General features: G+C 64.5%; 27 protein-coding genes and 1 tRNA gene. 13 read left to right on the top strand and 15 right to left on the bottom strand.

The window, feature by feature from the left end; translation table 11 throughout:
* Positions 1 to 24: 24 nt before the first annotated feature.
* The 3 genes from V2I30_RS12010 to V2I30_RS12000 form a co-directional block, all read right to left on the bottom strand.
* On the bottom strand, positions 25 to 1437 hold the full coding sequence (locus V2I30_RS12010) for a tetratricopeptide repeat protein (RefSeq protein WP_330662413.1): 1413 nt from the start codon (positions 1435 to 1437) through the stop codon (positions 25 to 27).
* Between the two features lie 86 nt (positions 1438 to 1523).
* Positions 1524 to 2177: a hypothetical protein gene (locus V2I30_RS12005; protein WP_330662412.1), complete on the bottom strand. Its 654-nt coding sequence runs from the start codon at positions 2175 to 2177 to the stop codon at positions 1524 to 1526.
* 15 nt (positions 2178 to 2192) lie between these two features.
* Complete coding sequence (locus V2I30_RS12000) at positions 2193 to 2918, bottom strand: ParA family protein (protein ID WP_330662411.1); 726 nt, start codon at positions 2916 to 2918, stop codon at positions 2193 to 2195.
* A gap of 269 nt (positions 2919 to 3187) precedes the next feature.
* Here V2I30_RS12000 and V2I30_RS11995 point away from each other — a divergent pair, with 269 nt between their 5' ends.
* From V2I30_RS11995 to bfr, 4 genes are all read left to right on the top strand, one after another.
* Positions 3188 to 4168 carry an SPOR domain-containing protein gene (locus V2I30_RS11995; protein WP_330662410.1) on the top strand — a complete coding sequence of 327 codons (981 nt, stop codon included), beginning with the start codon at positions 3188 to 3190 and terminating at the stop codon, positions 4166 to 4168.
* Positions 4169 to 4279: 111 nt separating this feature from the next.
* On the top strand, positions 4280 to 5614 hold the full coding sequence (locus tag V2I30_RS11990) for a DUF418 domain-containing protein (RefSeq protein WP_330662409.1): 1335 nt from the start codon (positions 4280 to 4282) through the stop codon (positions 5612 to 5614).
* A gap of 109 nt (positions 5615 to 5723) precedes the next feature.
* Positions 5724 to 5915 carry a (2Fe-2S)-binding protein gene (locus tag V2I30_RS11985; RefSeq protein ID WP_330662408.1) on the top strand — a complete coding sequence of 64 codons (192 nt, stop codon included), beginning with the start codon at positions 5724 to 5726 and terminating at the stop codon, positions 5913 to 5915.
* A 160-nt stretch (positions 5916 to 6075) separates the two neighbouring features.
* Positions 6076 to 6579, top strand: a complete 504-nt coding sequence (gene bfr / locus V2I30_RS11980) for a bacterioferritin (protein ID WP_330662407.1) — start codon at positions 6076 to 6078, stop codon at positions 6577 to 6579.
* A gap of 80 nt (positions 6580 to 6659) precedes the next feature.
* Here bfr and V2I30_RS11975 read toward each other — a convergent pair whose 3' ends face one another.
* The 5 genes from V2I30_RS11975 to V2I30_RS11955 form a co-directional block, all read right to left on the bottom strand.
* Positions 6660 to 7133: a DUF2721 domain-containing protein gene (locus V2I30_RS11975; protein WP_330662406.1), complete on the bottom strand. Its 474-nt coding sequence runs from the start codon at positions 7131 to 7133 to the stop codon at positions 6660 to 6662.
* Positions 7133 to 8566, bottom strand: a complete 1434-nt coding sequence (gene der / locus V2I30_RS11970) for a ribosome biogenesis GTPase Der (RefSeq protein ID WP_330662405.1) — start codon at positions 8564 to 8566, stop codon at positions 7133 to 7135. Before der ends, V2I30_RS11975 begins: the two co-directional genes overlap by 1 nt.
* 61 nt (positions 8567 to 8627) lie before the next feature.
* On the bottom strand, positions 8628 to 8954 hold the full coding sequence (locus V2I30_RS11965) for a DUF3297 family protein (RefSeq protein WP_330662404.1): 327 nt from the start codon (positions 8952 to 8954) through the stop codon (positions 8628 to 8630).
* A gap of 75 nt (positions 8955 to 9029) precedes the next feature.
* Positions 9030 to 9302, bottom strand: coding sequence for a hypothetical protein (locus tag V2I30_RS11960; protein WP_330662403.1), 273 nt, complete (start codon positions 9300 to 9302; stop codon positions 9030 to 9032).
* A gap of 17 nt (positions 9303 to 9319) precedes the next feature.
* Positions 9320 to 9544: a hypothetical protein gene (locus tag V2I30_RS11955; RefSeq protein WP_330662402.1), complete on the bottom strand. Its 225-nt coding sequence runs from the start codon at positions 9542 to 9544 to the stop codon at positions 9320 to 9322.
* A 189-nt stretch (positions 9545 to 9733) separates the two neighbouring features.
* On the opposite strand from V2I30_RS11955, the gene V2I30_RS11950 reads away from it, so the two are divergent.
* Both V2I30_RS11950 and tig read left to right on the top strand, forming a co-directional pair.
* Positions 9734 to 9818: transfer RNA gene (locus V2I30_RS11950), tRNA-Leu, on the top strand.
* 68 nt (positions 9819 to 9886) lie between these two features.
* A complete protein-coding gene (gene tig / locus V2I30_RS11945; protein ID WP_330662401.1) occupies positions 9887 to 11572 on the top strand; it encodes a trigger factor in 1686 nt (561 codons plus the stop codon).
* Positions 11573 to 11667: 95 nt separating this feature from the next.
* Here the strand turns inward: tig and V2I30_RS11940 are convergent, their stop codons facing one another.
* Positions 11668 to 12993: a cation:proton antiporter gene (locus tag V2I30_RS11940; protein WP_330662400.1), complete on the bottom strand. Its 1326-nt coding sequence runs from the start codon at positions 12991 to 12993 to the stop codon at positions 11668 to 11670.
* Between the two features lie 104 nt (positions 12994 to 13097).
* Positions 13098 to 14618: an amidase gene (locus tag V2I30_RS11935; protein ID WP_330662399.1), complete on the bottom strand. Its 1521-nt coding sequence runs from the start codon at positions 14616 to 14618 to the stop codon at positions 13098 to 13100.
* A 116-nt stretch (positions 14619 to 14734) separates the two neighbouring features.
* Here V2I30_RS11935 and V2I30_RS11930 point away from each other — a divergent pair, with 116 nt between their 5' ends.
* The 4 genes from V2I30_RS11930 to V2I30_RS11915 all read left to right on the top strand — a co-directional run bounded on the left by V2I30_RS11930 (position 14735) and on the right by V2I30_RS11915 (position 18013).
* Entirely contained in the window at positions 14735 to 15454 is a 720-nt protein-coding gene (locus tag V2I30_RS11930) for an ATP-dependent Clp protease proteolytic subunit (protein ID WP_330662398.1), read from the top strand.
* A 243-nt stretch (positions 15455 to 15697) separates the two neighbouring features.
* Positions 15698 to 16963, top strand: a complete 1266-nt coding sequence (clpX, locus tag V2I30_RS11925) for an ATP-dependent Clp protease ATP-binding subunit ClpX (RefSeq protein WP_330662397.1) — start codon at positions 15698 to 15700, stop codon at positions 16961 to 16963.
* A complete protein-coding gene (locus V2I30_RS11920) occupies positions 16963 to 17310 on the top strand; it encodes a hypothetical protein (RefSeq protein WP_330662396.1) in 348 nt (115 codons plus the stop codon). Before clpX ends, V2I30_RS11920 begins: the two co-directional genes overlap by 1 nt.
* Positions 17311 to 17320: 10 nt before the next feature.
* The gene (locus V2I30_RS11915; protein WP_330662395.1) at positions 17321 to 18013 is read left to right on the top strand and encodes an aspartate/glutamate racemase family protein; all 693 of its coding nucleotides are present in this window, start codon (positions 17321 to 17323) and stop codon (positions 18011 to 18013) included.
* A 118-nt stretch (positions 18014 to 18131) separates the two neighbouring features.
* Here the strand turns inward: V2I30_RS11915 and V2I30_RS11910 are convergent, their stop codons facing one another.
* From V2I30_RS11910 to mtgA, 4 genes are all read right to left on the bottom strand, one after another.
* A complete protein-coding gene (locus tag V2I30_RS11910) occupies positions 18132 to 18701 on the bottom strand; it encodes a fasciclin domain-containing protein (RefSeq protein WP_330662394.1) in 570 nt (189 codons plus the stop codon).
* A 137-nt stretch (positions 18702 to 18838) separates the two neighbouring features.
* Entirely contained in the window at positions 18839 to 19648 is an 810-nt protein-coding gene (locus tag V2I30_RS11905; RefSeq protein WP_330662393.1) for an anti-sigma factor, read from the bottom strand.
* Entirely contained in the window at positions 19645 to 20256 is a 612-nt protein-coding gene (locus tag V2I30_RS11900; protein ID WP_330662392.1) for a sigma-70 family RNA polymerase sigma factor, read from the bottom strand. Before V2I30_RS11900 ends, V2I30_RS11905 begins: the two co-directional genes overlap by 4 nt.
* Before the next feature lie 86 nt (positions 20257 to 20342).
* Positions 20343 to 21035 carry a monofunctional biosynthetic peptidoglycan transglycosylase gene (mtgA, locus tag V2I30_RS11895; RefSeq protein ID WP_330662391.1) on the bottom strand — a complete coding sequence of 231 codons (693 nt, stop codon included), beginning with the start codon at positions 21033 to 21035 and terminating at the stop codon, positions 20343 to 20345.
* Between the two features lie 151 nt (positions 21036 to 21186).
* Here mtgA and V2I30_RS11890 point away from each other — a divergent pair, with 151 nt between their 5' ends.
* The 3 genes from V2I30_RS11890 to V2I30_RS11880 all read left to right on the top strand — a co-directional run bounded on the left by V2I30_RS11890 (position 21187) and on the right by V2I30_RS11880 (position 25375).
* Positions 21187 to 22554, top strand: a complete 1368-nt coding sequence (locus V2I30_RS11890; protein WP_330662390.1) for a M20 metallopeptidase family protein — start codon at positions 21187 to 21189, stop codon at positions 22552 to 22554.
* 303 nt (positions 22555 to 22857) lie between these two features.
* Positions 22858 to 24837 (top strand): YadA-like family protein, encoded by a 1980-nt coding sequence (locus V2I30_RS11885; protein ID WP_330662389.1) that lies wholly within the window; start codon positions 22858 to 22860, stop codon positions 24835 to 24837.
* A gap of 91 nt (positions 24838 to 24928) precedes the next feature.
* Entirely contained in the window at positions 24929 to 25375 is a 447-nt protein-coding gene (locus tag V2I30_RS11880) for a hypothetical protein (RefSeq protein WP_330662388.1), read from the top strand.
* 88 nt (positions 25376 to 25463) lie between these two features.
* On the opposite strand, the gene V2I30_RS11875 is transcribed toward V2I30_RS11880, so the two are convergent.
* Positions 25464 to 26090: RNA polymerase factor sigma-32 (locus tag V2I30_RS11875; RefSeq protein WP_330662387.1), on the bottom strand; the 627-nt coding region annotated here is incomplete at its 5' end.

The following is a 26090-nucleotide window of genomic DNA, read 5'->3' as shown; positions in this document are numbered from 1 at the left end:
CTGCTGATCCGATAGGTTTTGCGCTTAGCGCGAGGCGGCGGCCACCCGCACACCGCGCTTTACCGCGCCCGCGGGCGGGTTGGTTGCTGCATAGGCGAAGCAACCACGCCCGGCCGACTTGACGCTCGAGCACATGGCGCGGGCCGAGCGCGCTCCAAAACCGGCGGCGGCGAGGCGGAAGAAGGTGCGCCCGTTCACTTCGGCCTCGGTGATAACGATGTCATGCGCGGCGAGCGCGGGAATGCGGCGTTTGAAGTCGTTCCACTTCGCCTGCGCGACCTCGGGGCTGTCGAAGCTGCCGAGCTGAACGAGGTGCGTGGCCGCGGAGCCGGTGGCGACCGCCATGCGCTGCTGCGAGGCTGCGGCAACGCGGGTCGGCGCGGGCTTTGCCGCAGCCGTGGGAGCGGCTTTGGATTTTGCGCGCTCGGGCACGGTCTGAACCACGGCGTTGGAGACGAAGCGTGGCCCTGAAGATTTGGCTTTGGGAGCTGGTGCGGCTGCCGTGGCTGGAGAGCTGGCTGCGACCGAGGTCGGATCGACGCTTTCGACCGCGTTGTCGCGCGTATCTTCGGCGCCGATCGCAAAGACCATAACCTCACTTTCGCGCGGGGCGGCGGCAATTAGCACCTCGGCCTCGCTCGCCTGCTGCTCGGCTTCGGCGACGAGGGTCGGCTGGCTCGGGAAATTACCGAGTGCGAGATGCTGCGGCTGACCCATATCCGCTGTCGGCTGAACCGCCAGCAGCTGCGCCACGCGCTGAAGGTGATCTTCGGGGCGGACATTCTCCGCCCACTGCGTCAGGCGGGCGTTGAGCTGATCGACCGGCACGTCTTCTGCGGCCATCACGCGCGCTGCGCGCCAATTGCCGTCGAGCGCATAGGCATAAGCAAGGTTCTGACGCGTCTTCGCATCCGCCCCGCCATTGCGGATGGCCCTGATCAGGGTGCGCACGCCTTCGGACGGCTGACCGGCAAGCGCCAGCGCGAGGCCGAGATCGGCACTGGGAATGACGTTCTGATTGGCCTTCAGCACAGTGACCGCTTCGGCATTGTCGCCCACGGCGGCCAGCGCCAAGGCGTAGCTCAGGAGCGTGCGCGGCTGGCTGTCGCCGAGCTCGATCGCATCGCCGAAAGTCGTCGCCGCGGACTGGAACCGACCCGCCTCGAGATAGGCCGCGCCGAGCACCGCGCGGTAGCTCGCATCGCGCGGCTCGGCGAGCACGGCAGCTTCGCCATGCGCGATCGCCTTGTCGACCTTGCCGTCCTCGAGCGCGGATTGCGCCTTGGAAATGGAAACCTGCGCGGGCGGCGCCGAAGCGGTGCAGCCGGCAAGTGCGAGGCCTGCGATCGCCGTGCCCAGCAGCAAGCCGAACCTCGACGTGCGGACAGCGCGTGCGGTGATGCCTTCATCCTGGCGGGCCATATTGTCGCGGACCATCTGCTTTTCCCCTAAATTAACCACGTTTGAGTGTGTCCTGGTCGATCGTTCGTGTTCGAATGTGTCGTTTGGCTAGGCGGCGCGCTTCAGCCGCGTTTCATCTGTTCGGCGAGCGCGTCGAGATCGGCGATGTCGGCGAGCAGATCGTCGAGCGCCTGCGTCACCAGCGCCTGCGCGCTGACATCGCGCATGGTCGCGGCGAGCCGCAATTTGAGGTGGCGGTCGGCATCGAGCCGCAGCGTGAAAGCGGCGCGGCGCGCGTTCTTGCTCGCCGCCGCCTTGCGCTTGGCTGTGGGGGGCTGGGTCACGGGCGGGGTAACGGGTTGGGGCGATTTGGCTGCAAGCCGCGACGCACCGTGTTCGCGCAGGATACGGTCGGCGAGATCCTGTTGCCGGCAATGTATGAGGGGGCCGGATGACGCGGTGTCGTTGGCCCCGCCATGCGGCAGCCGGTCCTCGATCAGACCGCCCTCGGCCGCGTTCGCAGCGGTTCCGAAGGTCCGCGACGAATGAGCGGGCTTGATCGCGACGATATTGTCGCGTGATTCCGAATCGTCGCCAGCATCGCTATCGACGCCCGGTTCGCCGCCCATGTCGTTCCAGCCGAGATCTTCGAGCTCGTCCGCTTCGGGAGCGACGACGCCGGGGAGCGGGGCAAGCTGCGGACGCATGGCAGGTTTCGCGCCGCCCTTGCGGGCGAGCAACGTAGGTCCGAGCGAGGCAAAGCTGGCTTCCGACATTGGCCGCGGCGCCCCTTACTGTGCGACCCGGCGACCGAAGCCGCCCGCGGGACGGTGAACGCCGTTCGCCTGCGACTGATTGTAGCCGGCGGGCGGGCTTGCAAAAACGGTGCGGCGGAAATTCTTCTCCAACCGGTCCGAAATGTATTTCCACAAAGCGGTGATCTCGGCGGCGGAGCGACCCTCGGGTTCGACTTCCATGACAGTGCGCCCGTCGATCATCGAGGCGGCGAAATCGGTGCGGTGGTGCAGCGTGATCGGCGCGACCGTGCCGTGCTGCGAGAGCGCGACCGCGGCTTCCGAAGTGATCTTGGCCTTGGGCGTCGCGGCGTTAACCACAAAGACCAGCGGCTTGCCCGCGCGCTCGCACAGATCGACCGTGGCGCCGACGGCGCGCAGATCGTGCGGCGAGGGACGGGTCGGCACGACGATCAGCTCGGCGACCGAGATGACCGACTGGATCGCCATCGTGATGGCCGGCGGCGTGTCGATCACCGCAAGCTTGAAGCCCTGCTGGCGCAGCACCGCGAGATCGTTGGCCAGCCGCGAGACGGTGGTCTGCGCGAAAGCGGGATATTCTGCCTCGCGCTCGTTCCACCAATCGGCGAGCGAGCCTTGCGGATCGATGTCGATAAGTACCACCGGGCCCGCGCCTGCGCGCTGAGCCTGGACGGCCAAGTGGCCGGAAAGGGTGGTTTTCCCCGATCCGCCCTTCTGCGATGCCAAAGCGAGTACACGCAACGCCGGTCCCCCTGATTTCGTGACCTTGGTTTGCCGCCCGATTGCGACTGTTCGATCACCGGGATCGCAGACTACCCCTAATTTTGGGTTAATCGGGTCGCCGTCCGTTTGCGGTTCGAAAAGCGCGGGAAAGCGCGACGCGGCGAAGGGTGGGAGAGGTGTATGCTAAACGCTTTGCTAACCATTTTCGGGCTAGGGCGCGGGGGCGGGGAGAGGTCTCTCCGCCCGATTTGAAGATTGCTCGCTGAACCGGAGGGAGCCGCGCCGTCATGCCAATGCCCTTCTCGTATCCTTCGACCATCGCCGCGCGCACCGGAGAGGTTTTTGCCGGATGTGCCGCTCTGGCGCTCGCCGTGCTCGCCAGCCCGGCCGTTGCGGACGTCAAGCGCGGCGTCGATGCCTGGAGCGCCGGGGATTTCGCCGCGGCGGTGGGCGAATGGCGTCTGCCCGCACAAAGCGGCGATGCCGATGCGCTCTACAATCTCGCGCAGGCCTATCGTCTGGGCCGCGGCGTCGAGGCCGACATCACCCGCGCGCGTGAACTATACGAGGATGCTGCAAGCCGCGGCCATGTCAAGGCGGCGGACAATCTCGGTCTGCTCCTGTTTCAGCAGGGCGAACAAGCGCGTGCCATGCCGCTGATCCGCGACGCCGCCGCGCGCGGCGATCCGCGCGCGCGCTATGTGCTGGGGCTGTCCCATTTCAACGCCGATCATGCCGAAAAGGACTGGGTGCGCGCCTATGCGTTGCTGACTCTGGCGAGTTCGGCAGGTCTGCCGCAGGCCGCGCCGGCATTGGCGCAGATGGACGAATATGTACCGTTGTCTGAGAGGCGCGAGGCGCAGGTTCTCGCGCGCAAGCTGGAGGCGGAAGCGGCGCAGGCCCGGGCGACGCAGTTCGCCGGCGTCGCGCTCGATGCGCCACCATTGGCGCAGGCCAAACCTGCGCCTGTGATCGTTCCGGCCCGGGCCCGCTCGAACGTCGCGCCTTCGCCCGAAAAGGCGTCCGAAACCTCGCCTGCGGGGCGTTGGCGCGTCCAGCTCGGCTCGTTCGGCGTTGCCGGCAATGCGGAGCGGATGTGGGCGCAGCTTTCCAGTAATCCGGCATTGTCGGGCGCCCGCAAGGCAATCGTCCCGGGGCGCAAATATACGACGCTGCAGGCGGTCGGCTTTGCCAGTCGCCGCGATGCGCAGGCGGCCTGCAGCTCGCTCAAGCGTCAGGGGAAGGACTGCCTGGTCGTCGCCGCCTGATCGCCGCTACTCCTCCGTTCCCGCTAACATGCTTTGATACTGCGCTCGCGTTCCACGCCCGTGCGGCTATGATGTATCGTGGATAGCAACACGCGAGGGGTGGATTCGCAGATGACCAATGCGACGGCGACGAGCGCGGGCGCTCCGCCCCACGCGCCGACTGGGGAAGCACGCGGGACAACCCCCGACCAGTTCGAACCCTCATCTCAAGCCGCCGCCCCGGTGCGCGCGGCGGATCGGATCAACAGCCTCGATTTTATCCGCGGCATCGCTGTCATGGGCATTCTCGTCGCCAACATCGTCGCGTTCGGCCAGCCCTTCAACGCCTACACCTATCCCGAAGCCTTCATGGTCGACGATGGGGACCCTGGCGGCTGGCTGTGGATCGGGCAGTTTGTCCTTGTCGATGGCAAGATGCGCGGGCTTTTCACTATTCTGTTCGGCGCGGGCATGTATCTTTTCATGGAGCGCACCTGGGCGCGGGGCGGCACGCGAGGGTTGCAAGCCTGGCGCCTGTTCGTCTTGCTGCTGTTCGGGCTCGCGCATTTCTTCCTGCTTTGGCTGGGCGATATCCTTGCCATGTACGCGATCATCGGCTTTCTCGCGCTTGCATGCCTGCGATGGACCGCACGGGCGCAATTCGTCGTCGGCTTGGGTGCCTATTTCTTCGGCGCGCTCGTCTACACGCTCTTTTCCTTCCCCTATTTCCTCACCCAGACCTCGCTCGGCGAGGGCGAGGGCATGGCCGAAACGCGCGCCGAAATGGCGGCCGGGATCGATACCGCGCTTGCCGATGATCTTGTCGATGCGGACCTAATCATATCGGGCAATTATGCAGGGTGGCTCGCCCACCGCGTTAGCGAGGACTGGTATTTTCCGCTCTTCAACAGCGGCATGTTCTTCCTTGAGACGCTGCCGCTCATGCTGATTGGCATGTCACTCTACCGTTTCGGCTTCTTCAGCAGCGCCTTCGATCGCACGCGCATGGTGCGTTGGGGCTGGGCAGGTGTCATCGTAGGCGGCGTGCTAAGCCTGCTGATCGGGCTCATCGTAAAGGACGCCGATTTCGGATATTGGGCGGCCAATGCGGCGTTTTTGTCCTGGTCGCCGCTGCCTCGTTTGGCGATGGCTCTGGGGCTGGCCGCTCTGCTCGTCGTCTATTCGCCGGCATGGACCGGATGGCTGGCAGAGCGCGTGCGCGCTGCGGGACGGGCGGCGTTCACCAATTATATCGGCACGTCTGTCGTCATGCTTTTCGTGATGCATGGCTGGGCGCTCGGACTGTTCGGCGAGCTCAACCGCCCGCAGCTCTATCTGCTCACCGCGCTGACCATCGGGCTGATGCTGCTATGGTCGAAGCCCTGGCTCGATCGCTATCGCTATGGCCCGCTCGAATGGCTGTGGCGCTGCCTGACCTATCGCAAGCTCTTTCCGCTGCGGCGCTAGGGCGCGCCTGCAACAAAATGCACCGCACCACCATTTTCTGACTTGCTATTGCGATTAGTTCGCATATCTTGGCTTCTGCAAACGCTTCGCAGGAGTGATACCCGGACCGATGTATATCTGCATTTGCAACGCAATCCGCGAAACGGATCTTCGCGCCGCCGCGCTGACCTCAGGTGGCGATGCCGAGGCAACCTATGCCACGCTCGGCAAGCGGCCCAATTGCGGTCAATGCCTTGGCGAAGCGGGGAAAATCATCGATCAGGAACGCGCGCTGTTTTCCTGCGAGAAAGTCGCAATATAAAGCGCCGTCAGGCTATTGCGAGAGGATCGCAAATAGCTGATTCCAAACAAAAAATTCTGTCCGCACCCTTGCGGTAAGCCGTATCCCGGCGCTATAGACGCCCGTGCACGCGCCAGCATTGATCTGGCGCAAACGAAACATCGAGCAAGGGAACCCTGCGATGAAGGGCGACGACAAGGTCCTCGAATATCTGAACAAGGCGCTCACGAACGAGCTGACCGCGATCAACCAGTACTGGCTGCATTACCGCGTGCTCGCCGATTGGGGGGTGACGAAGCTCGCCGCCTATGAGCGCAAGGAATCGATCGAGGAGATGGAGCATGCCGACCGCATTGCGGAGCGCATCCTGTTTCTCGAAGGGTTGCCCAACTTCCAGGCGATCCACAAGCTCAAGGTCGGCGAAAGCGTCAAGGAAATTCTCGAAGCCGATCTCGCGCTCGAGATGGAAGCGATCCCGCTTCTCAAGGATGCGTCGCAATACGCCAACAGTATAAAGGACTACACCTCGCAACAGATCTTCGAAGACATCCTCGCTGCCGAGGAAGAGCATGTCGATTTCCTCGAGACGCAATTCGACATGATCAAGCGCATGGGTCTGGAAAATTACGTCCAGCTGCAGAGCGCCCCTGCGGGTGAAGACGAAACCAAGGCCGGCAACGGTTAGGCCGAACCAGACCTGAAAAGCGAGGGGCGGGGCGGCGATGCGCCGCCCTTTTCGTATGCGGCACTATCGCAGGGCTCGGTTCAGGGCCTGCGATCGTGTGTCGGCCCGTCGGCGGCGAGCAGGGTTTCGCGCAGGAAGAACACCAGCCCGCTAATCAGCAGCGCGACCGTGACCACCCACAGCACGGCGACGAGAGTTCCAATGCGCGGCTGGATATAGGCGGAGACGAACAGGATCGCGATGACAACGCTGATCGTCACCGCCGCCGCCATCGAAAAGGTGATCGCGACCCGCACGAAGCGACGCCGCTTGCGCAGCCATTCGATTTCGCTGGCGTGGGCGATGTCGCAGGTGCCCTTCTCGTTGTCGGCCAGCCGTTCGATCCGCCCGGCGATCCAGATGATGCGCGTCATCATCACGTTCATAATGGAGCCGATGCCGACCAGCAGGAAAGCGGGCGCGAGACTCAGTTCGACCGCGCGCAGCACCCGGGGCGTATCCGACGTGCGTGCGATGATTTCGCTAGCAAGAATGCCGCCGAGAAGGTCGAGCATCACGACTTGTCCGATCCGCTCGAATAATTGCCGCCGCCGCCGCGATTGGCGTTGTAGGGATTTTTCGCCGATTTGAGTGTTACGCGCACCGGCACCGCTTCGAAGCCGAGCTTGGCGCGAATGCCGTTGACCAGATAGCGCTCGTAGCTCTTGGGCAGATCGTCCAGCCGGCTGCCGAAGATGACGAAGCGCGGCGGGCGGGTGCCGGCCTGGGTGATGTAGCGCAGCTTGATCCGGCGTCCTCCGGGGGCGGGCGGCGGATTGGCCTCGAGCGCGTCGTCGAACCAGCGGTTGAGCGCTCCGGTCGGCACGCGCTTCGACCAGCGTTCGCGCAGGGTGAAGGCGGCGGCGAGCATCGCGTCGAGCCCCTTGCCGGTCTTCGCGCTTACTGAGAAGACCGGGAGCCCGCGCACCTGCGCCAACCCGTCATGCAGCGCCTGTTTGATGCCGTTGAAGAGGGCCGAGGGCTCCTCCGCCACGTCCCACTTGTTGATCGCGATCATTAATGCGCGGCCCTCTTCCAATGCCAGGCTCGCGATCTTAAGATCCTGATGTTCGAGGCCCTGCGTGGCGTCGAGCAGCAGGACGACGACTTCGGCGAAGTCGACTGCGCGGCGCGCATCGGCGACGCTGAGCTTTTCAAGTTTTTCGATGACGTTGCGCTTCTTGCGCATGCCGGCGGTGTCGATCAGACGGATTTCGCGGGTCTCGCCGGATTTGGGATCGGTCCATTCCCAGTCGATGGCGATCGAATCGCGCGTGATGCCGGCTTCCGGCCCGGTCAGCAGGCGGTCTTCGCCCAGCAGCCGGTTGATGAGCGTGGATTTGCCGGCATTGGGTCGCCCGACGATCGCGAGCTTGAGCGGGCCGAGCGGCGCGTCTTCGTCGTCTTCATCCGGAGCGGCGATATCCGCCTCGGCGGCCTCGGCCTGCGCGCCGATTAAGGGCCAAAGCGCGCCGAACAGGTCGGCGACGCCTTCGCCATGTTCCGCGGACAGCGGCACGGGATCGCCCAATCCCAGCGAATAGGCTTCGAATACGCCGCTTTCGCCCGCGGACCCCTCCGCCTTGTTGGCGACCAGCACGATCGGCACGTCGTGCTCGCGTAGATAGCGCGCGATTTCATTGTCGAGCGGGGTCAGCCCGGCGCGCGCATCGACCACGAACAGGGCGACATCAGCGCCTTCAAGGCTCGCTTCGGTCTGTTTGCGCATGCGGCCGGGCAAAGTGAGGTCATCCTCGTCCTCCCATCCGGCGGTGTCGACAATGGTGAAATGAAGTCCCGCAATCTCGGCATCGCCCATGCGGCGATCTCGGGTGACGCCAGGCTGATCGTCGACCAGCGCGAGCTTTTTGCCCACTAACCGGTTGAACAGGGTCGACTTGCCGACATTGGGCCGTCCGATGATGATGACCTGTGGTTTTGTGGGCATCACATTGCCTTGAGAACGCGGCTCCGCTCCTGTGCGCTAGGCACGAGCCGGCGCCGCATTCTCAGCCCTTCCTTGCCACCGGTGGGTTGTCGCCCAGATCCTCGAACCACGCTTCGACGGGGCCGGTCAGCTTGATCGTCAGCGGCTGCCCCTTGCGATCGACCGTCTTGCCGGCCTGGACCCGCACCCAGCCTTCGGAAATGCAATATTCCTCGATGTCAGTGCGGGTGCGGTCCTTGAAGCGGATGCCGACACCGCGGCCGAGCGCCTCGCCGTCGAAGGCGGGGCTGCGCGGGTTGACGCTGAGGTGATCGGGGGGCGTATCGCTCGTGCCGGCGTTCGCAGGAGATGCGGCGGACGCGGTTTCGGGGTTGGTGTCGTCGCTCATGGCTCGCGCCTTTACGCGTGGGCACAGGGAGTGACAAGAACTGTCGCGAAAGACCCGCCGCGACCCGGCCAGTCGTCAATCGGGCGGCAGCAGCGTCTCTGGAGTAGCGGCATCATGCGCCTGTTCGCCGGCGCCCTCGCGCGCTTGCTGCGTTTTGAGCGTTTGCAAAAGTTCGACGTCGATCTCGGCCGGATCGGCGCGCTCGCCTTTGGCAGTGCCCTGGATGTCGCCGGTCCGGTCGCCGTCCTTCGCCAGCTCTTCCGGCGGAACCGGTTTTGCGTCGGGATCGATGACCGGCGGAGTGGCCGGGGGCGTGCGCGGTGTGTCGTAATCTTTGTCTCGGGCCATGAATTCGGCGCTCCTTCCTATCGCAATTGTGTGCCGGGACCGGACGACCTTTCGCCCGGGACGCCGGAGGGTTCAGGGCCGAGTTCGCCGCAGCGCTCGAGCTCTTCTTCCGCCTCGTCGAAGACGGCAAGGGCTGCGGGCGAGGCCACGGGGGAGGGATCGTAGGCGGCGACATCGATCGTGGGTTCCTCGAAGCCTGTGTTCGTACGGGCAGGCGGGCGACGTCGGGAAATACGTGTCATGGCGATATATCTCCTCGGATTAACTCTCTTCTATCAGAGGATTAACCTTTGGGAGCGTCTGCGCGTTCCCTCCGTTGGGCGATGTTTTGCCACCACCAGCCTTGCCCTTTGGTCGAAGCGGCGATAGAGGGCTGCCACGTGCGCGCGGGGGCCTTCATGGGTCACCCGCGCGGCTTCGTTCGGGCATTCGCGGGCGTGGCGGAATTGGTAGACGCGCTGGTTTTAGGTACCAGTATCGAAAGATGTGGGGGTTCGAGTCCCTTCGCCCGCACCACTTCCCCCGAGCGCCGGCCCGATCAGGCATCAGATTTCTCGCTCCAGAAGGGCTTCAGACACTTTCCCATGGCTATCAAGCAGACCACCAATGAGGGGCTCAAGCGCGCCTATCTCATCACGCTGACGAAGGAAGAGATCGCCGGCAAGATCGATGCCGAGATCAAGAAGATCGCCCCGCAGGTAAAGATGCCGGGCTTCCGTCCGGGCAAGGTGCCGGCGAACCTCGTCAAGAAGATGCACGGCGAGCAGATCCACGGTCAGACCGTCAACGACATGATCCGCGACAGCGTCGACGCGATGATCCGCGACGAAAATCTGCGCCCGGCGATGCAGCCCTCGATCGCGCTCAGCGACGGCTACGAAGAAGGCAAGGACGCCGAGATCACCGTCGAGCTCGAAGTGCTGCCGCAGATCGAAGCGCCGAGCGTCGAGGGGCTGAAGCTAGAAAAGCTGGTCGTGCCGGTGACGGACGAACAAATCCGCGAGGCGATCGAGAATGTCGCAGGCCAGAACAAGAGCTACAAGGACGCCGCCAAGACCAAGAAGGCGGCCGAGCGCAATCAACTGATTATCGACTTCCTCGGCAAGATCGATGGCGAACCGTTCGAAGGCGGCAAGGCTGAAGATGCGCCGCTTGTGATCGGATCGGGCGCCTTCATTCCCGGCTTCGAGGAACAGCTGGTCGGCGCCAAGGCCGGCGATGAGAAGACCATCACCGTCACCTTCCCCGAGGATTACCAGGCCGAGCATCTCGCCGGCAAGGAAGCGGAATTTGACGTGACGGTGAAGGCTGTGAAGGTCGAAACCGACACCAAGATCGACGACGAGTTCGCCAAGCAGCTCGGCCTCGACAGCCTCGAAAAGCTCGAGGAGATCATGAAGGGCCAGCTCGAGCAGCAGACCGCCGGGCTGACGCGCACGCAGATGAAGCGCGCGCTGCTCGATCAGCTTGCCGCGGGCCACGATTTTGAAGTGCCCGCGACGATGGTCGAGGCAGAGTTCCAGCAGATCTGGGCGCAGCTTCAGCAGGAAGCCGCCAAGGAAGAAAATCCCGAGGATGCGCTCAAACAGATCGAAGAGGAAAAGGACGATTATCGCGCCATCGCCGAACGCCGGGTGCGGCTCGGCCTGTTGCTGTCGGAGATAGGCCAGGCGAACGACGTCCAGGTCTCGGGTCAGGAAATGAACATGCTGATCCAGCAGGCGGCGCAGCAATATCGCGAGGAAGATCGCGAGCGCTTCGTGCAGTACATTCAGCAAGAGCCGATGGCCGCCGCCCAACTGCGCGCGCCGCTCTACGAGGACAAGGTGGTCGACTTCCTGTTCGACAAGGCCGAGGTCACCGAACGCGAAGTGACGACCGAGGAATTGCAGGCGGCGATCGAGGCGGACGAGGAAGCCGAGGCTGAAAAAGCCAAGGAAACGAAGGCTCCCGCGAAGAAGAGCGCGGCGAAGAAGGCGCCTGCCAAGAAGCCAGCCGTCAAGAAAGCCCCGGCCAAGAAGGCGCCGACAAAGAAGCCCGCTGCCAAAACGACCCCCGCAAAGGACGGCGACATTGGTGACGCCAAGCCTGCGGCGAAGAAAGCTCCGGCGAAAAAGGCTCCGGCGAAGAAAGCTCCCGCCAAGAAAACCGACACCGCCGCCAAGGCCGATGTGGACAAGAGCACGGCCAAAAAGGCGCCCGCCAGGAAACCCGCGGCGAAAAAGGCTCCTGCCAAGAAGGCCTCAGCCAAGAAGACCGCCGGCAGTTAGTCGGGTGCTTCGGCGCTAGGAAATAAGAGAGGGTCGGGATGCCAGCGCATTCCGGCCCTTCTTCGCACTCGGGCGCGACCTGTCGCGTGGCGCGGCTATTCCTTCGCGCGCGAGTGACCGGGAGAAAGCGCCGGCAGGCTCGCATCGCTTCCGCGGTGAATATGGCTGCCCCGCCGCTCCACCAGCAAGATAAGCGGTCCGGAGACCACCCCGTGAACCACGACCGAAACAAGGATCGCAAAGCTGACGATCGCCCATAGAATACCCAGCTGCGCGAAATCGCCCTGGTTCTGGCCGTAGGCGAGGTAGTAGATCGAGCCCATCCCGCGCACTCCGAGAAACGCGATCGCTGCTTTTCCCGATAGCGGCAGCCTGGTGAAACCTTCGGCGACGATGCCTGCCAGCGGGCGGATGACAAAGATCAGCAGCAAGGCAATTCCCGCCCCGGCCCAGGTCAGGTTGTAAAGCACCCCGCTCGCCAGCATCGCGCCGAACCCCAGCAGCACCGCGACCAGCACGATCTGTTCGATCTGGTCGATAAAATGGTGGCTGATGCGATGATAGCGGCTCGCATTCTCGCGTTGCCGCGCGGTCAGCGCGCCGACGAACACTGCGAGGAAACCGTAGCCTTCGACCAGTTCCGCCGCGCCATAGGCGAGCAACAGCGTGCCGAGCACGATCAGGCCCTCGCTCGTCGAATAGACCGGTTCGTCGCCCTCCATTTCTTCGCGCGAGGCATCGGCCTCGCGCTCGAACACGTACCAAGCGCCCGCCCGGCCTACGGCAAACCCCATCGCGCAGCCGGCGACGATGCGATAGACGAAGTCGAAAGCGAACCATTCGAGCGTCCAGGTGCCGAGCGCCGTCATTCCGGCGGCGGCAATGGCGAGATAGGTGAAGGGGAAGGCGAGCCCGTCGTTCAGCCCGGCTTCCGCGGTCAGGCTGAAGCGAACGTCGTGACGCTCGCCCTCGCCGGGCGGTCCGACCTGGACGCTGCGCGCGAGCACCGGATCGGTCGGCGCCAAAGCAGCTCCCAGCAGGATCGCGCTTGCCGGTGCAAGGCCTAGCGCCCACCAACCCAAGAGCGCCACCGCCGCGATCGTGGCCGGCATGGCCAGAACCAGCAACGGCACGACCTGCCTCCAGTTCGGCCAGCTGACCGGCCGATCGATCGACAGGCCCGCTGCCATGAGCGAGGCGATGACGATGAATTCGGTGACATATTCGAGGGTCAGCGCATCGAAGCCGTCGCGCGCCGGATTGAATTGCGGCAGATCGAGCGGCAGCGAGAAGAGCAGGAAGCCTGCCGCGACATAGACGATCGGCAGCGAGAGGTAATAGCGCGACAGGTGGCGTTCGAGCGGGACAGCGGCGATCAGGCCGAGGCCGAAGATGACGAACAGGAGGATGCGCGGGTCCATCTACCCGTTCCCGCAAGGCGCTGGCATGGCAGGGTTGGGCGGGGGAGTTATGAGGGACATGATCGAAAGGCCGAACGGGTGCCGCTGCGCCGCGGTTCCCATTCCTATTCCGGCGACCAGCGCTCGAAGCTCGGTTCCGGAAGCTTTGCCGTACGGGCACGCTCATAGGCGGCACCCAGCTTCAGCACCTTGTGATCGGCCCATTTGGCGCCGAAGAAGCTGATGCCGACCGGCAGCCCTTCGACATCCCCCATCGGCACGGTAAGATGCGGATAGCCGGCGATCGCGGCGGGTGAACCAAAACCGATCGAACCGTCGAACTGGTCGCCCAGCACGAGATCACTCATCCAGGCGGGACCACGGGTGGGCGCAGTCAGGAAGGCAATATCGTGCTCCGCCATCAGCGCATCGAGCGTCTCCTCGCCCGCGATCCGCACCGCCCGCTCGCGCGCTTCCTCGTAGGTCGCACGGTCGGTGGTTTCCTCGGCATCGACAAAGATGCTTTGACCAAACCAACGCATTTCCTCATCCGCATTGGCCTCGTTGAAGGCGATCAGGTCTGCGAGGCTGCGCGGCGTCTCGCCATCCGCGAATGCGGGGATCGAGCGCAGATATGTTCCCATTTCCTCGCGCAGTTCGTATTTCAGCACCGTGAAGCTGTCCGAATACATGCGTTCGTCGGGTTCGAAGGATATGTCGACCAGCACCGCGCCCGCCCGCTCCAGATCGCTCAGCGCGCTTTCGAACACGCTTCGCACCTGCTCGTTTCCGCCGATCTGCCCGCGCATCACCCCGATTCGCACGCCTTCCAGCGAATAATCCGATAACCCATGCGCATAGTCCGGCACGCGCTCGGCGGTGAGCGTCACCGGGTCCGCTGCATCGGGGCCGGCAATCGCGGTCAGCAACATCGCGGCATCTGCGACCGTGCGCGCCATCGGTCCGGCGGTGTCCTGCGTGCTCGAAATCGGCACGACATGGGTGCGGCTGACGACGCCGACGCTTGGCTTGAAACCGACAACGCCGTTGATCGAGGCCGGGCAGGTGATCGAGCCGTTCGTCTCGGTCCCGATCGCGGCCCAGGCAAAGCCCGCCGCGACTGCCGCCCCGCTGCCCGACGAAGAGCCGCAGGCATTACGGTCGATTGCATGCGGATTGCGGGTAAGCCCGCCCACCGCGCTCCAGCCGCTGGTGGAGTTGCCATCGCGGATATTCGCCCATTCGGAAAGATTGGTCTTGCCCAGCACGACACCGCCGTTGCTGCGCAGATAGGCGATGAGCGGCGCATCGCGGCGTGTGTGATTGGCGGCGAGCGCGAGGCTGCCCGCGGTGGTGGCGAATTCTGTCGTCTCGATATTGTCCTTCACCAGCACGGTGCGCCCACGCAGAGAGCCGATGTCCGCCATCTCGCGCACCTTGAAGCCGGCGGTATGCGAATAGGCGATAATCGCGTTCAGACCCTCCGGACCGTCTTCGTGTTCGCGGATACGTTCGATCTGCGCGGCGACTTCGGCAGCGGCGTCGTAGGTTGGCTCAGCGTCGCGCGCATCGGCGGAGTGGGTGGCACCCAGCACCAGGGAAGCGGCGAGGGCGAAGAGAGCGTGGCAGGGATTGCGGCGGTTCATGCTCGCTCTGCTCGCACTTTCGCGCCCTTTCCCCAAGCGCAAAATCATGCCCCTTGAAGATTGCACGGGCCCGTCCGACATAGGCGGTCGATTAAACGGACGAGGACAGTTTTCACATGATCGACCTGCTTGGCACTTCCGGCGAAACCTATGGACATCAGGGCCGGTTCGAACGCGACCCGGTGACCGGGGCGCTGGTGCCCACCGTGGTCGAGCAGTCGAGCCGGGGCGAGCGCGCCTTCGATATTTTCAGCCGCCTGCTGCGCGAACGCATCGTGTTCGTCACCGGACAGGTCGAGGACACGATGGCCTCGCTGATCGTCGCTCAGCTGCTTTTCCTGGAAAGCGAGAACCCTTCGAAGCCAATCAGCATGTATATCAATTCGCCCGGCGGCGTGGTGACCGCCGGCATGGCGATCCACGATACGATGCAGTACATCAAGCCGCGGGTTTCGACCGTGTGCATCGGTCAGGCCGCTTCGATGGGCAGCTTCCTGCTGGCCGCGGGCGAGCCGGGTATGCGGGTTGCGCTGCCCAATGCGCGGATCATGGTGCACCAGCCTTCGGGCGGCGCGCGCGGCATGGCCTCGGACATCGAGATCCAGGCGCGCGAAATCCTGCGCATCCGTGAGCGGATGAACGATCTCTATGTCAAATATACCGGCCAGAGCCTGAGCGATATCGAGAAGGCGCTGGACCGCGACACCTTCCTCGAGGCGGAAGAGGCGAAGAAGTTCGGCATCGTCGACAAGGTCTTCGAAACGCGCCCCGAATCGGGCGACGAAGACGACGAGGGGGCCGAGAAGGACAAGGGCTCAGGCGGCGCGCCTGAATGACGATGAATCGCGGCGCGTCGCAATAGGCTTAATCGGCCGGCCAAAACGCTTCTCCCTAAGGGCGGCGAAGGGCTAGACTTAATCGCATGTCCACGTTTGCGGGCCTATTGCCGCAGCTATGGAGGCGAAAAGCTGCGCCATGTGTTGATTCATAGCGGCGCCGAGATAAACTCATGCGAATCCCCTGGGCGGATATCAGCGCTGCGGCGCGCGCCCACCGTCCGGGTTCGAGGATAAACAGGAATGACCAAATTGAGCGGATCTGACAGCAAGAGCACTCTCTATTGCAGCTTCTGCGGGAAGTCGCAGCACGAGGTGCGCAAGCTTATTGCAGGACCCACCGTGTTCATCTGCGACGAATGCGTCGAGCTGTGCAACGACATCATCCGTGAGGAAACAAAGGCCGGGATCGCCGGCAAGAAGGAAGGCGAGGTCCCAACCCCGTCCGAAATCTTCGCGACGCTCAACGACTACGTGATCGGCCAGAACTCGGCCAAGCGGAACCTCTCGGTCGCGGTCCACAATCATTACAAGCGGCTCAAGCACTCGGCCAAGGCGGGCGATGTTGAACTGGCGAAGTCGAACATCCTGCTCGTCGGCCCGACCGGTACGGGCAAGACCCTGCTCGCTCAAACGCTGGCGCGCACCTTCGACGTGCCCTTCACGATGGCCGACGCCACCACGCTCACCGAGGCGGGCTATGTCGGCGAGGATGTCGAGAACATCATCCTGAAGCTGCTCCAGTCCTCCGACTATAATGTCGAGAAGGCGCAGCACGGCATCGTCTATATCGACGAGATCGACAAGATCACGCGCAAGGCCGAAAACCCCTCGATCACGCGCGATGTGTCGGGTGAGGGCGTACAGCAGGCGCTGCTGAAGCTAATGGAAGGCACCACCGCCAGCGTCCCGCCGCAGGGTGGTCGGAAGCATCCGCAGCAGGAATTCCTGCAGGTCGACACGACCAACATCCTGTTCATCTGCGGCGGCGCCTTCGCCGGCCTCGACAAGATCATCGCTGACCGCCTGCAAAAGCGCTCGATCGGTTTCGGAGCGCATGTCGCCGACCCGGACAAGCGCCGCGTGGGTGAGCTGCTCGAAAAGAGCGAGCCGGAAGACCTTCTGAAGTTCGGCCTCATCCCCGAATTCGTCGGCCGCCTGCCGGTGATCGCGACCTTGCACGACCTCGATGTCGACGCGCTAGTGACGATCCTGCAGGAGCCGAAGAACGCGCTGGTCAAACAGTACCGCAAGCTGTTCGAGCTCGAGGACGTCGAGCTGAGCTTCACCGACGAAGCGCTCAAGGCGATCGCCGAGCGCGCGATCAAGCGCAAGACGGGCGCGCGCGGCCTGCGTTCGATCGTCGAAGGCATCCTGCTCGATACGATGTTCGACCTGCCCGACATGGAGGGCGTGAGCGAGATCGTGATCGATCAGGACGTGGTAGAGGGCAAGAAGGATCCGATCCGTGTCCATGGCGGTGAGGAAGCGAAGGAAGAAGCGGCCTGATGAATGTCGATGTCGGCACCCTAGCCGGTGTCGGCCTCGCCATTGTCCTGCTGATGCTGTCGGGGTTTTGGACCGACCGGACCTATCGCCGCTTCGACATGCTGCCCGGGCATTACGACATAGCCGGACGCGCCACACGCATGGCTCCGCGGCGCATGATGGCGTTCCTGCTTCCGGTGCTCTTCTCGGCAATGATGGCGACGTTCGTTATCCTCGCAGGCGTCCTGCCCCGCGACATGCAGAACGGGGATCCCGAAACCGGGCTCTGGGTCATGATTGTCGCGTTTCTCGGAGCGCAAGCATTGGTGCTCTGGCTGCTTGGCCGCTGGGCGAGCCGACAGGGTTGACCTTCGGCTTGTGAAAACCATCGGCATTCTCGGCGGGATGAGCTGGGAAAGCTCGGCGCAATATTACGCGCTCATCAACCGCGAAGTCCGCGCACGGCGCGGCGGGATCGCCTCGGCGCCGCTGCTGCTGCACAGCTTCGACTTCGAGGAAATCGCGGCGTTGCAACGCGCCGCCGAATGGGATCGGCTTGGGAACATGCTGGGCGAAGCCGCGTCCGGCCTCGAGCGCGCCGGGGCCGAGGTCATCCTCCTCGCGACCAACACCATGCATCTCGTCGCGCCGCAGGTCGAAGAACGCATCGCCTGCCCGCTCCTACACATTGCCGATCCGCTCGCCGCCGCTTTCACGGCAGGCGGTCACGACACGCTCGGCCTCCTCGCGACGCGCTTCACCATGGAGCAGCCCTTCTATGCCGAGCGCTTGCGCGTATCGGGCGTGGGTGTTGTCGTTCCGGAAGAAAGCCAGCGCGCCGAACTGCACCGCATCATTTTCGATGAATTGTGCGCCGGGATCGTTCGCGAGGATTCGCGCGAGAGGGTGCGCGCGATGATCGCCAGGCTTGCGGCGCGCGGGGCGCAGGGAATTGCGCTCGCCTGCACCGAAATCATGCTGCTGATCGAACAGGAGCACAGCGCGCTGCCGCTGTTCGATACGACCCGGTTGCACGCGCGCGCTGCGGTCGATTTCGCGCTTTCCGACTGAAGCCCACCATTATGACAAAAGCCCCGTCCGGCCGGAGGAAGGGCCGAACGGGGCCGAGAAACGCCGCCCCGGATGGGAGGGGAACGGTGAGGCGGCGTGTCCGTGCTGAAGTGCGGGATCAGGCGGGGAGGAACACTCCATCGGTCACGTGGATGACGCCGTTCGATGTTTCGACGTCGGCATTGGTGACGGCGGTGGCGCGGCCCATCGCATCGGTGATGACGATCGTGTCACCCGAAAGGCGTGCAGTGAGTTGTTCGCCTGCAATCGTGTCGATAATGGCCTGGCCGCGATGCGCGTTGATGAGCTCGACGAGGTCGCTCGAAGTCACCGAACCGGCCACAGCGTGATAGGTCAGAATCTTGGTAAGCGTGCCCTTGTTCTCAGGCTTCACCAGCGTTGACACGGTGCCGTCGGGCAACTTGGCGAAGGCGGTGTCGGTCGGCGCGAAGACCGTGAAGGGGCCGGGCGAGGACAGAGTGCCGGCAAGGTCGGCTGCCTGAACCGCTGCGACGAGCGTGTTGTGAACGCCGGTCGACTGCGCGGTTTGGACGATGTTCGCGGCCTCCTGCTGGCTCGCGCTCTTGTGATGATTTGCAGAAAGCGGTGCTGCGCCGAGGCCGAGCGCGGTGCTGGCGGCAAGGGCAGCGATAAGGGCGGTCCGGAAAGTCGTGCGGGGCTTGGACATGATAGTCTCCAGTTTGTGCAAGCCCTCCCGATCTTGCGCAAAAAGCTACGCCACCTTTTGCGAAGCGGATGCAACCGGTGTCGAACTTTCTCGAAAATGTCGGGAATGCAGAGCCCTGTCGCGCTGCAGCCGCCAGCTCAGATCGCGGAGAATGCACCCTCGGCAACGACGGGGCCGGCATCCTCGCCTTCCGGCTTGCCGCCGATCGGCTCGCGCGTAAGTACGAGGCCGACGCCCGCGCCGAGGTTTTGCGCAATTTCATCGGGAATTGCGACACTGCGCACCTCGCCCGGCGCGACGACCCCGAGCGACTGAAGCGCGCTGCCATCGCCGGGCACGAGCCACAATTCGTGATCGTGCACCCCGTCGGCTGTCAGGCCGACCGCGCCGACCAGGATTTCCTCGCTCTGCGGAATATAGGTGACGTCGAGCCGCAGGCCGGTCTCGCCGATTGGCACCTGCGCGACCAGCGGATCGGCGGCGGCGATGGCAGGGCCCGGCGTGGCTCCGGGCGCGGGCTCTGTCCCCGGGCTGAAAAGCAGAAGCGCGAGCAAAACGGCGGCCGCCGCTGAGGTAATCCCGGCGGTCCACTGCCAACCTCGCAGCCGCGCGGTGAGATCGACCACATTGTCGCGCGGCGCCGGTCTAACCACCGCGTGCTGCGCTGCTGGCGCGGCGAGGAGCTCGGACTCGGCTTCCATTTCGCGCATCTCGCGCTCGATCCTGCGCCAGACCTCGCCGTCCGGCTCCGCTGCCGCAATTTCATCGGTCCAAGGTGCGAACCAGCCGTCCCACCAATCCTTGCGCCAGGCGTAATCGCCATCGGCCTCGATCTTCGCCTTCGACGCGCGCAGCTCCTCGTTCTCGAGCAGGCCAAGTGCGTGTTCGGCTGCCATCAGGGGATCGTCGCGCTCGATATCGCGAGGGGTGGTGTCGTCGCCGCTCATACCGCCTCGCTCGCCTCGAGACAGGCGCGCAATTTCTTCAGGCCGCGCCGGATCCAGCTCTTCATGGTGCCGAGCGGTACGTCGGCACGCTCGGCCAACTGCGCATAGGTTAGCCCGTCGAAGAACGCGCTGCGGATATGGCTCGCGGTACGCTCGTCGATCGTCTTCAGACAGGCGTGGATCTGCGCGTTGCGCTCGGCATCGACCAGCAGTGCATCGGCCAGCGGCGCTTCGTCGGGAAGCGGCGCGGCCTCGTCCACAGGCACGGCCCCGCCGCGCACCTTACCCGTGCGCAGGCGATCCACCGCGCGATTGCGCGCGAAGGTCGCCAGCCACGAGATCGGGCTCGCGCGGTCCGGATCGTAGCGATCGGCCCGTTGCCACAAATTGATATATACGTCCTGCAAAGCGTCTTCTGCTTCTTTCCTGTCGCCCAAGATACGAAGGCAGATGCCGAACAGCTTCACCCGCGTTGCCTCGTATATTTCCTCGAGCGCGGCGCTGTCCCCCGCGGCCAACCGCGCCATCGCCGCCCGCAGCGCCTCACGCGCTTCCTGAGTTGATGGGGGAGGGCGATCGGCCATGCCCGTCAATTGCGCATGACGCATGTTCGCGTCAATCCTTGCACGCGGCGCAAGGCGCGCAGACGCGGCGTCGGCGGGTGTTCAATCGATGAGTCCGGGTCGACGGTACCTCACTCATAAACGCAATCGTCGAGCCCTTCGCCCTGGACCGTATTGATGCGCGCCTCGATGGTATTGCCGTGCCGTGCGAGCCAGCCGCCTGGGTTCACAACCGCGCGGCGCTTGGGCTGGGGGAGGGCGACGGCCATGCGGCTGGCCTCGTCGGGGGAAAGAGCGGCGGCGGAATGCCCGAAATAGCGCTGCGCCCCGGCTTCCGCGCCATAGGTCCCGATACCGGTTTCCGCGACGTTGAGATAAACCTCCATGATCCGCCTTTTGCCCCAGACGGCTTCGATCCAGAAGGTGAACCACGCCTCGAACCCCTTGCGGGCATAGCCGCCGCCCTGCCACAGAAAGACGTTCTTGGCGGTCTGCTGACTGATCGTCGAGGCACCGCGGATCCGGCCGCCGGTCTCGCGCGCGCGGGCATTCTCCTCGATCGCCTGTTCGATTGCCTCGGTGTCGAACCCCCAGTGCTCGCAGAACTTGGAGTCTTCCGCAGCGATGACCGCCGCGACGAGGTCCGGGTCGATATTGGCCAGGCTCTCCCAGTCTTTGGTGATGCCGTTCTCGTCCATCAGCATGGTCGCGGTCACCGGGACAGGTAGCCACTTGAATGCAATCACCAGCAACAGGCTCAACCCCACGAACCACAGGATTGCTATGGCAAGCCATTTCGCGAGAGTTCGGATCACGCCTGTCATCGCGGCGCAGATCTAGGCGCGGGCGAAGGGGAAGGCAATCGTGCCGGCACAGGTGAAATCGCGGGCGCGGCTTGCAGCGGCGCACCGGGCGTGCTTTGAAAGCCGAAAGAGACGTCCGAAGAGGCGTCCGCACGACAAGGGGACGATCATAATGCACCAGTTTCGCACCTTCGCCGCCGCGCTTGCGCTCGGTTTCGCCGCCGCGCCGGTCGCCGCGATTGTCGACGATCATGCGGCCGGAAGCGCCGTCGACCATGCGGCGGTCGAAACTGCGGTCGAAGCCGATTACGACAGCTATCTCGCCCCGCTTTTCGTGCATTTTCACCAGAACCCCGAACTGTCCTTCCTCGAGAACCAGACCGCCGCGCGCATGGCGAGCGAATTGCGCGAAGTCGGCGTCGAAGTCACCGAGAATGTCGGCGGCACCGGGGTCGTGGGCATGATGCGCAACGGCGAGGGGCCGCTCATCCTTGTGCGCGCGGACATGGACGGGCTGCCGGTGGAGGAGAAGTCGGGTCTCGACTATGCATCGACCGCGACGCAGGTCGGTCTCGACGGCGAGGAATATCCCGTCATGCATGCCTGCGGACACGACGTCCACATCACCTCGCTCGTTGGCACCGCGCGGCGGCTGGCGGCAATGAAGGACATGTGGTCGGGCACGATCATGTTCATCGTTCAGCCTGCCGAGGAACGCGTTGGCGGTGCGCGGGCAATGCTCGATGACGGGCTTTACGAACGCTTCGGCAAGCCCGATTACGCGCTCGCCTTTCACGTCGCCTCGGTTCTGCCGACGGGGATCGTCGCCGCCTCGGAAGGCATCCAATATTCGAGCGCCGACAGCGTGGATATCAAGGTGCCCGGGATCGGCGCGCATGGCGCCAGCCCCCATGCGGGCCGCGACCCGGTCTATATCGGCTCGCAGATCGTGACCGCGCTGCAATCGATCGTGGCGCGTGAAATCATGCCGCTTTCTCCCGCGGTCATCACCGTCGGCTCGTTCCATTCGGGTTCGAAGCACAACATCATCTCCGACATGGCGCATCTCCAACTGACAGTGCGTTCGAACGACGAGGATGTGCGCGCGCAGCTGCTGGAAGCGATAGAGCGGATCGCGATCAATACCGGCAAGGCGCATGGCCTGCCCGACGAATTGCCGGTCGAGGTCACCGTGAGCGAGGGCACGCCCGTCACGTATAACGACCCGGTGCTCGCCCGCCGATTGAACGACGTCATGCGCCGCGACCTTGGCGAAGATCACGTGCAGCCCTTCGAGCAGCAGGGCATGGGGGCAGAGGACTTCTCCTATTTCGTCGCCCGCGAGCTCGATGTGCCCGGCTATTATTTTGCGGTCGGCGGCACGCCCCAAGCGGCGCTGGATGCTGCGGAAGCGGGCGGGCCTGCCGTGCCCAGCCACCATTCGCCGCTGTTCAAGATCGCGGCCAAGGAAAGCGTTACTCTGGGTACGCGAGCCATGGTCGCAGCGGTGCTCGACTTGGCGCCCGCCAGCGGGGGATAGGACCTCCTTGCGCCTTATTGAATTGCGTTCGATGCAAGTTTTGGCGCCTTTCTTCTAGTATCTCATACGTATTTGGGCCTATCAGTGCCGGCGCGCGTCGGCAGAGTCCTGCGCGCTTAGGGGACCCGATCCCGTCGCGGTGAGCGTCCTCGAACAGGCCTGGATGTGATCGGGCGACGGTCCCACGGGGGGATGTATCGGACAGCTGCGAACAGATGGGCTCTCCATGCGGCAGGCACGCTGCGATGGGGTCCCATTCGCATGCCCGCTCCCCTCGGTGGTCCAAACGAGAGGAGATACATCATGAATTTACGGCACACACAGCAAGTCGCTCTGCTGATGATCGGCACTGCCAGCCTGGCGGTCGCGAGCGCTGCACAGGCGCAATCTTCAGACGATCCCGAATGCGAATTGGGCGATGAGGATTCCAGTCTTCAATGCGGCGACGACGCCGACACCGGCGATAGCGAAGGCGCACTTGCGGTCGGCAACGGCGCCAATGCCAACGGCACCGATGCGGTCGCGATCGGCGGCGACGATGCGGGCGCGGCGGCCTCGGCAACCGGGCCTTCGACGACGGCGGTAGGCGGCGAGGCTTTTGTGGGCGGGGTCGACGATGACACCGATTCGGACGATCTTAACTCGGGCGGGCTTACCGCGACCGGCGGTGTTCCCGGCGCTACTGCGATCGGCTGGCGCGCGACGGCGACGGCGGAGCGCGCGCAAGCCTTCGGGCACCTCGCCTCGGCCACCGGCCTGCGCTCCACCGCGGTCGGCGAAGACGCCTTTGCGGCCGGAAGCAATTCGGTCGCGATCGGGAATCAGGCGATCGCCGATGGCGGCGACGCGCTGGCGATTGGCGGCAATCGCGATGGCGATGACGGGCGTTCGACACAGGCGCTTGGCCCGTCGACCACGGCGGTCGGCGGTCAGGCGCTTGCCGAGGGACCGGGTGCGAGCGCCATAGGCTGGCGCGCGGAAGCCAATGCGGAACGCGCGCAGGCCTTCGGACACCTTGCGGTGGCCAATGGCGTGCGTTCGCTCGCCGTGGGTGAAGCCGCGACGGCCGAGGCCGACTTTTCGATCGCGCAGGGCGACAATGCCGTGGCCAATTCGGAAAGCTCCATCGCCATCGGCAATTCCTCGAGCGCAACCGGTATCGATGCTCTCGCCATCGGTGGCGACGATGCGGGAACCGGCGCCATCGCGCAGGGCAGCTCGACCGTGGTTGTCGGCGGCGAAGCCTTTGCCGGCACGGTCGACGACGATGTCGACACCGCCGCGCTCAATGCAGGTGGCCTTGCTGCGACGGGCGACACGCCGGGGGCCACCGCGGTCGGCTGGCGCGCCACGGCGACCGCCGAACGCGCGACCGCACTCGGGCACCTCGCCTCGGCCACCGGCCTGCGCTCGACCGCGGTGGGCGAAGACGCGCTCGCCTCGGACAGCAACTCGGTGGCGATCGGGAACCAGGCGATCGCCGATGGCGGCGATGCGGTGGCAATCGGCGGCAACCGCAGCGGCGCAGATGGCCGCTCGACACAGGCACTCGGCCCGTCCACCACGGCGGTCGGCGGTCAGGCGATTGCACAGGGGCCCGGCGCAACGGCGATCGGCTGGCGTTCGGAAGCCACCGCCGAGCGCGCGCAAGCCTTCGGCCACCTCGCGGTCGCCTCGGGCGTGCGTTCGCTCGCCGTGGGTGAAGCTGCGGTCGCAAGCGGCGATGCCGCAATCGCGATCGGCGACAATTCCTCCGCCGCCGGCGCCAACTCGATCGCCATCGGGCAGGGTGCAAGCGCCCCCAATGACGGCCAAGTCGTGATCGCCGGGCTGGGCACCAGCACCGCCAGCCAGGCGGGTTCGACCTTCCTGGTAACCACCGATGCGACCGGGACGCTGGGCCGTACGGCGGCCGACCTGTCGGGTCTTGCCAGCGCGGCTGACGTTGCGACAAACGCGACGGCGATTGCGGGGCTTCAGGCGCTGACCACGACGCAGACCGGCCAGATCAACGATCTGTTCGGCGAAACCGCTGCCAACCGCGATGCCATCGACCGCGCCAATGAGGGCGTCGCCATGGCGCTCGCGATGGAATCGCCGCAGCTTCCGGCGGGCACTTCGTTCGGCATTTCGGGCGGCGTCGGCTATTTCGACGATGAGGGCGCAGGCACGGTTGCCTTGTCGGCGCGCGTGGGCGAAAACGCGGCCGTATCGGCGGGCGTCGGTGTCGGCTTCGGCAGCGGCGAAGTCGGCGCGCGCGGCGGCTTCCAGTTCGCCTGGTAACGCAAAGGACTTCATGCGTAACTTGACCACAAGAACGGGATTGCCGGGGCTCCTCGCCTCGGCAATCCTCCTTTTTCCCACTGAGCCCGCAATGTCCCAGAATGCACCTGCCCCCGGCACGGCGCAGCCCAGCGTCCAGGTGCCGCCGTCGTTGCGCCCCACGCCGGGCCAGCTTGAGCTTTCCAAGATGATCTGGTCGACCATGGCGGCGGTCGATCATGCCAACCGTTCGGGCAATTATTCGGTGCTGCGCGATCTGTCGGCGCAGGGTTTCCAGATCAACAACAATGCCGCGCAATTGGCGCAGGTTTTCGCCGGCATCCGCAACCTCAATATCGATCTTGCGAATACGCTGCTGGTGCCGCCGACCTACGAAGTGGCGCCGCAATTCGTGCGCGAGGACATTTTCCGCGTGCAGGGCGTGTTCCAGATCCGGCCGATCTCGATCGGCTTCGACCTCTATTACCAGTGGGAATCGGGGCGCTGGAAGCTCTACGGGATCGACCTGCAACCGCTGGAGATGGTCCAAGCGCAGTAGAGCCGAAGTCAGTGCTGACACCACTCGGCAAAAGCAAAAGCCCCCGCCGCCAGGCGAGGGCTTTTCGCATTTCGGGGGTGCGGCGCGCTTAGGCGATACCGGGCAGCAGCCTCTCGCCAGCGATCCGCTGCATCGCTTTCTGCAGCTTCTCGAAGGCGCGCACCTCGATCTGACGGATGCGTTCGCGGCTGACGTCGTAGACCTGTGAAAGCTCTTCAAGAGTCTGCGGCTTTTCCGTCAGGCGGCGTTCGGTCAGAATGTGCTGTTCGCGCTCGTTCAAGGCGTCCATCGCCTCGGTCAGCATTTCGTGGCGCACTTCCTTTTCCTGCGCGTCGGCAACCAGCTCGTCCTGAAGCGGACCGTCATCGGTCAGCCAGTCCTGCCATTCGCCCGAGCCTTCCTCGCCATTGCGCATCGGCGTGTTGAGCGAGCCGTCGCCGCCCATCATCATCCGGCGGTTCATGTTGACGACTTCCTGCTCCGGCACACCCAGATCGGTCGCGATCTTGGCGACGTCGTCTGGATGCAAATCGCTGTCGTCATAGGCTTCGAGCTGCTTCTTCATCCGGCGAAGGTTGAAGAAAAGCTTCTTCTGAGCCGCGGTGGTGCCCATTTTCACGAGGCTCCACGAACGCAGGATATATTCCTGGATCGAGGCCTTGATCCACCACATCGCATAGGTCGCGAGGCGGAAGCCGCGATCGGGCTCGAACTT

It is taken from the genome of Erythrobacter sp. (genome assembly GCF_036351135.1).
GTDB lineage: Bacteria > Pseudomonadota > Alphaproteobacteria > Sphingomonadales > Sphingomonadaceae > Erythrobacter.
This window is presented reverse-complemented; position numbering and strand designations above follow the sequence as displayed.

Coding starts and splice junctions, on each gene's coding strand:
- V2I30_RS11960 (WP_330662403.1), bottom strand. CDS start 9,302: ATGGCCCGAGACAAAGATTACGACACACCGCGCACGCCCCCGGCCACT.
- V2I30_RS11890 (WP_330662390.1), top strand. CDS start 21,187: ATGCACCAGTTTCGCACCTTCGCCGCCGCGCTTGCGCTCGGTTTCGCC.
- V2I30_RS11935 (WP_330662399.1), bottom strand. CDS start 14,618: ATGAACCGCCGCAATCCCTGCCACGCTCTCTTCGCCCTCGCCGCTTCC.
- V2I30_RS11920 (WP_330662396.1), top strand. CDS start 16,963: ATGAATGTCGATGTCGGCACCCTAGCCGGTGTCGGCCTCGCCATTGTC.
- V2I30_RS11905 (WP_330662393.1), bottom strand. CDS start 19,648: ATGAGCGGCGACGACACCACCCCTCGCGATATCGAGCGCGACGATCCC.
- V2I30_RS11885 (WP_330662389.1), top strand. CDS start 22,858: ATGAATTTACGGCACACACAGCAAGTCGCTCTGCTGATGATCGGCACT.
- mtgA (WP_330662391.1), bottom strand. CDS start 21,035: ATGACAGGCGTGATCCGAACTCTCGCGAAATGGCTTGCCATAGCAATC.
- V2I30_RS11910 (WP_330662394.1), bottom strand. CDS start 18,701: ATGTCCAAGCCCCGCACGACTTTCCGGACCGCCCTTATCGCTGCCCTT.
- tig (WP_330662401.1), top strand. CDS start 9,887: ATGGCTATCAAGCAGACCACCAATGAGGGGCTCAAGCGCGCCTATCTC.
- der (WP_330662405.1), bottom strand. CDS start 8,566: ATGCCCACAAAACCACAGGTCATCATCATCGGACGGCCCAATGTCGGC.
- clpX (WP_330662397.1), top strand. CDS start 15,698: ATGACCAAATTGAGCGGATCTGACAGCAAGAGCACTCTCTATTGCAGC.
- V2I30_RS11955 (WP_330662402.1), bottom strand. CDS start 9,544: ATGACACGTATTTCCCGACGTCGCCCGCCTGCCCGTACGAACACAGGC.
- V2I30_RS11990 (WP_330662409.1), top strand. CDS start 4,280: ATGACCAATGCGACGGCGACGAGCGCGGGCGCTCCGCCCCACGCGCCG.
- V2I30_RS11940 (WP_330662400.1), bottom strand. CDS start 12,993: ATGGACCCGCGCATCCTCCTGTTCGTCATCTTCGGCCTCGGCCTGATC.
- V2I30_RS11995 (WP_330662410.1), top strand. CDS start 3,188: ATGCCAATGCCCTTCTCGTATCCTTCGACCATCGCCGCGCGCACCGGA.
- V2I30_RS11975 (WP_330662406.1), bottom strand. CDS start 7,133: ATGCTCGACCTTCTCGGCGGCATTCTTGCTAGCGAAATCATCGCACGC.
- V2I30_RS11965 (WP_330662404.1), bottom strand. CDS start 8,954: ATGAGCGACGACACCAACCCCGAAACCGCGTCCGCCGCATCTCCTGCG.
- V2I30_RS11880 (WP_330662388.1), top strand. CDS start 24,929: ATGTCCCAGAATGCACCTGCCCCCGGCACGGCGCAGCCCAGCGTCCAG.
- V2I30_RS12005 (WP_330662412.1), bottom strand. CDS start 2,177: ATGTCGGAAGCCAGCTTTGCCTCGCTCGGACCTACGTTGCTCGCCCGC.
- V2I30_RS11985 (WP_330662408.1), top strand. CDS start 5,724: ATGTATATCTGCATTTGCAACGCAATCCGCGAAACGGATCTTCGCGCC.
- V2I30_RS11900 (WP_330662392.1), bottom strand. CDS start 20,256: ATGCGTCATGCGCAATTGACGGGCATGGCCGATCGCCCTCCCCCATCA.
- V2I30_RS11930 (WP_330662398.1), top strand. CDS start 14,735: ATGATCGACCTGCTTGGCACTTCCGGCGAAACCTATGGACATCAGGGC.
- bfr (WP_330662407.1), top strand. CDS start 6,076: ATGAAGGGCGACGACAAGGTCCTCGAATATCTGAACAAGGCGCTCACG.
- V2I30_RS12010 (WP_330662413.1), bottom strand. CDS start 1,437: ATGGTCCGCGACAATATGGCCCGCCAGGATGAAGGCATCACCGCACGC.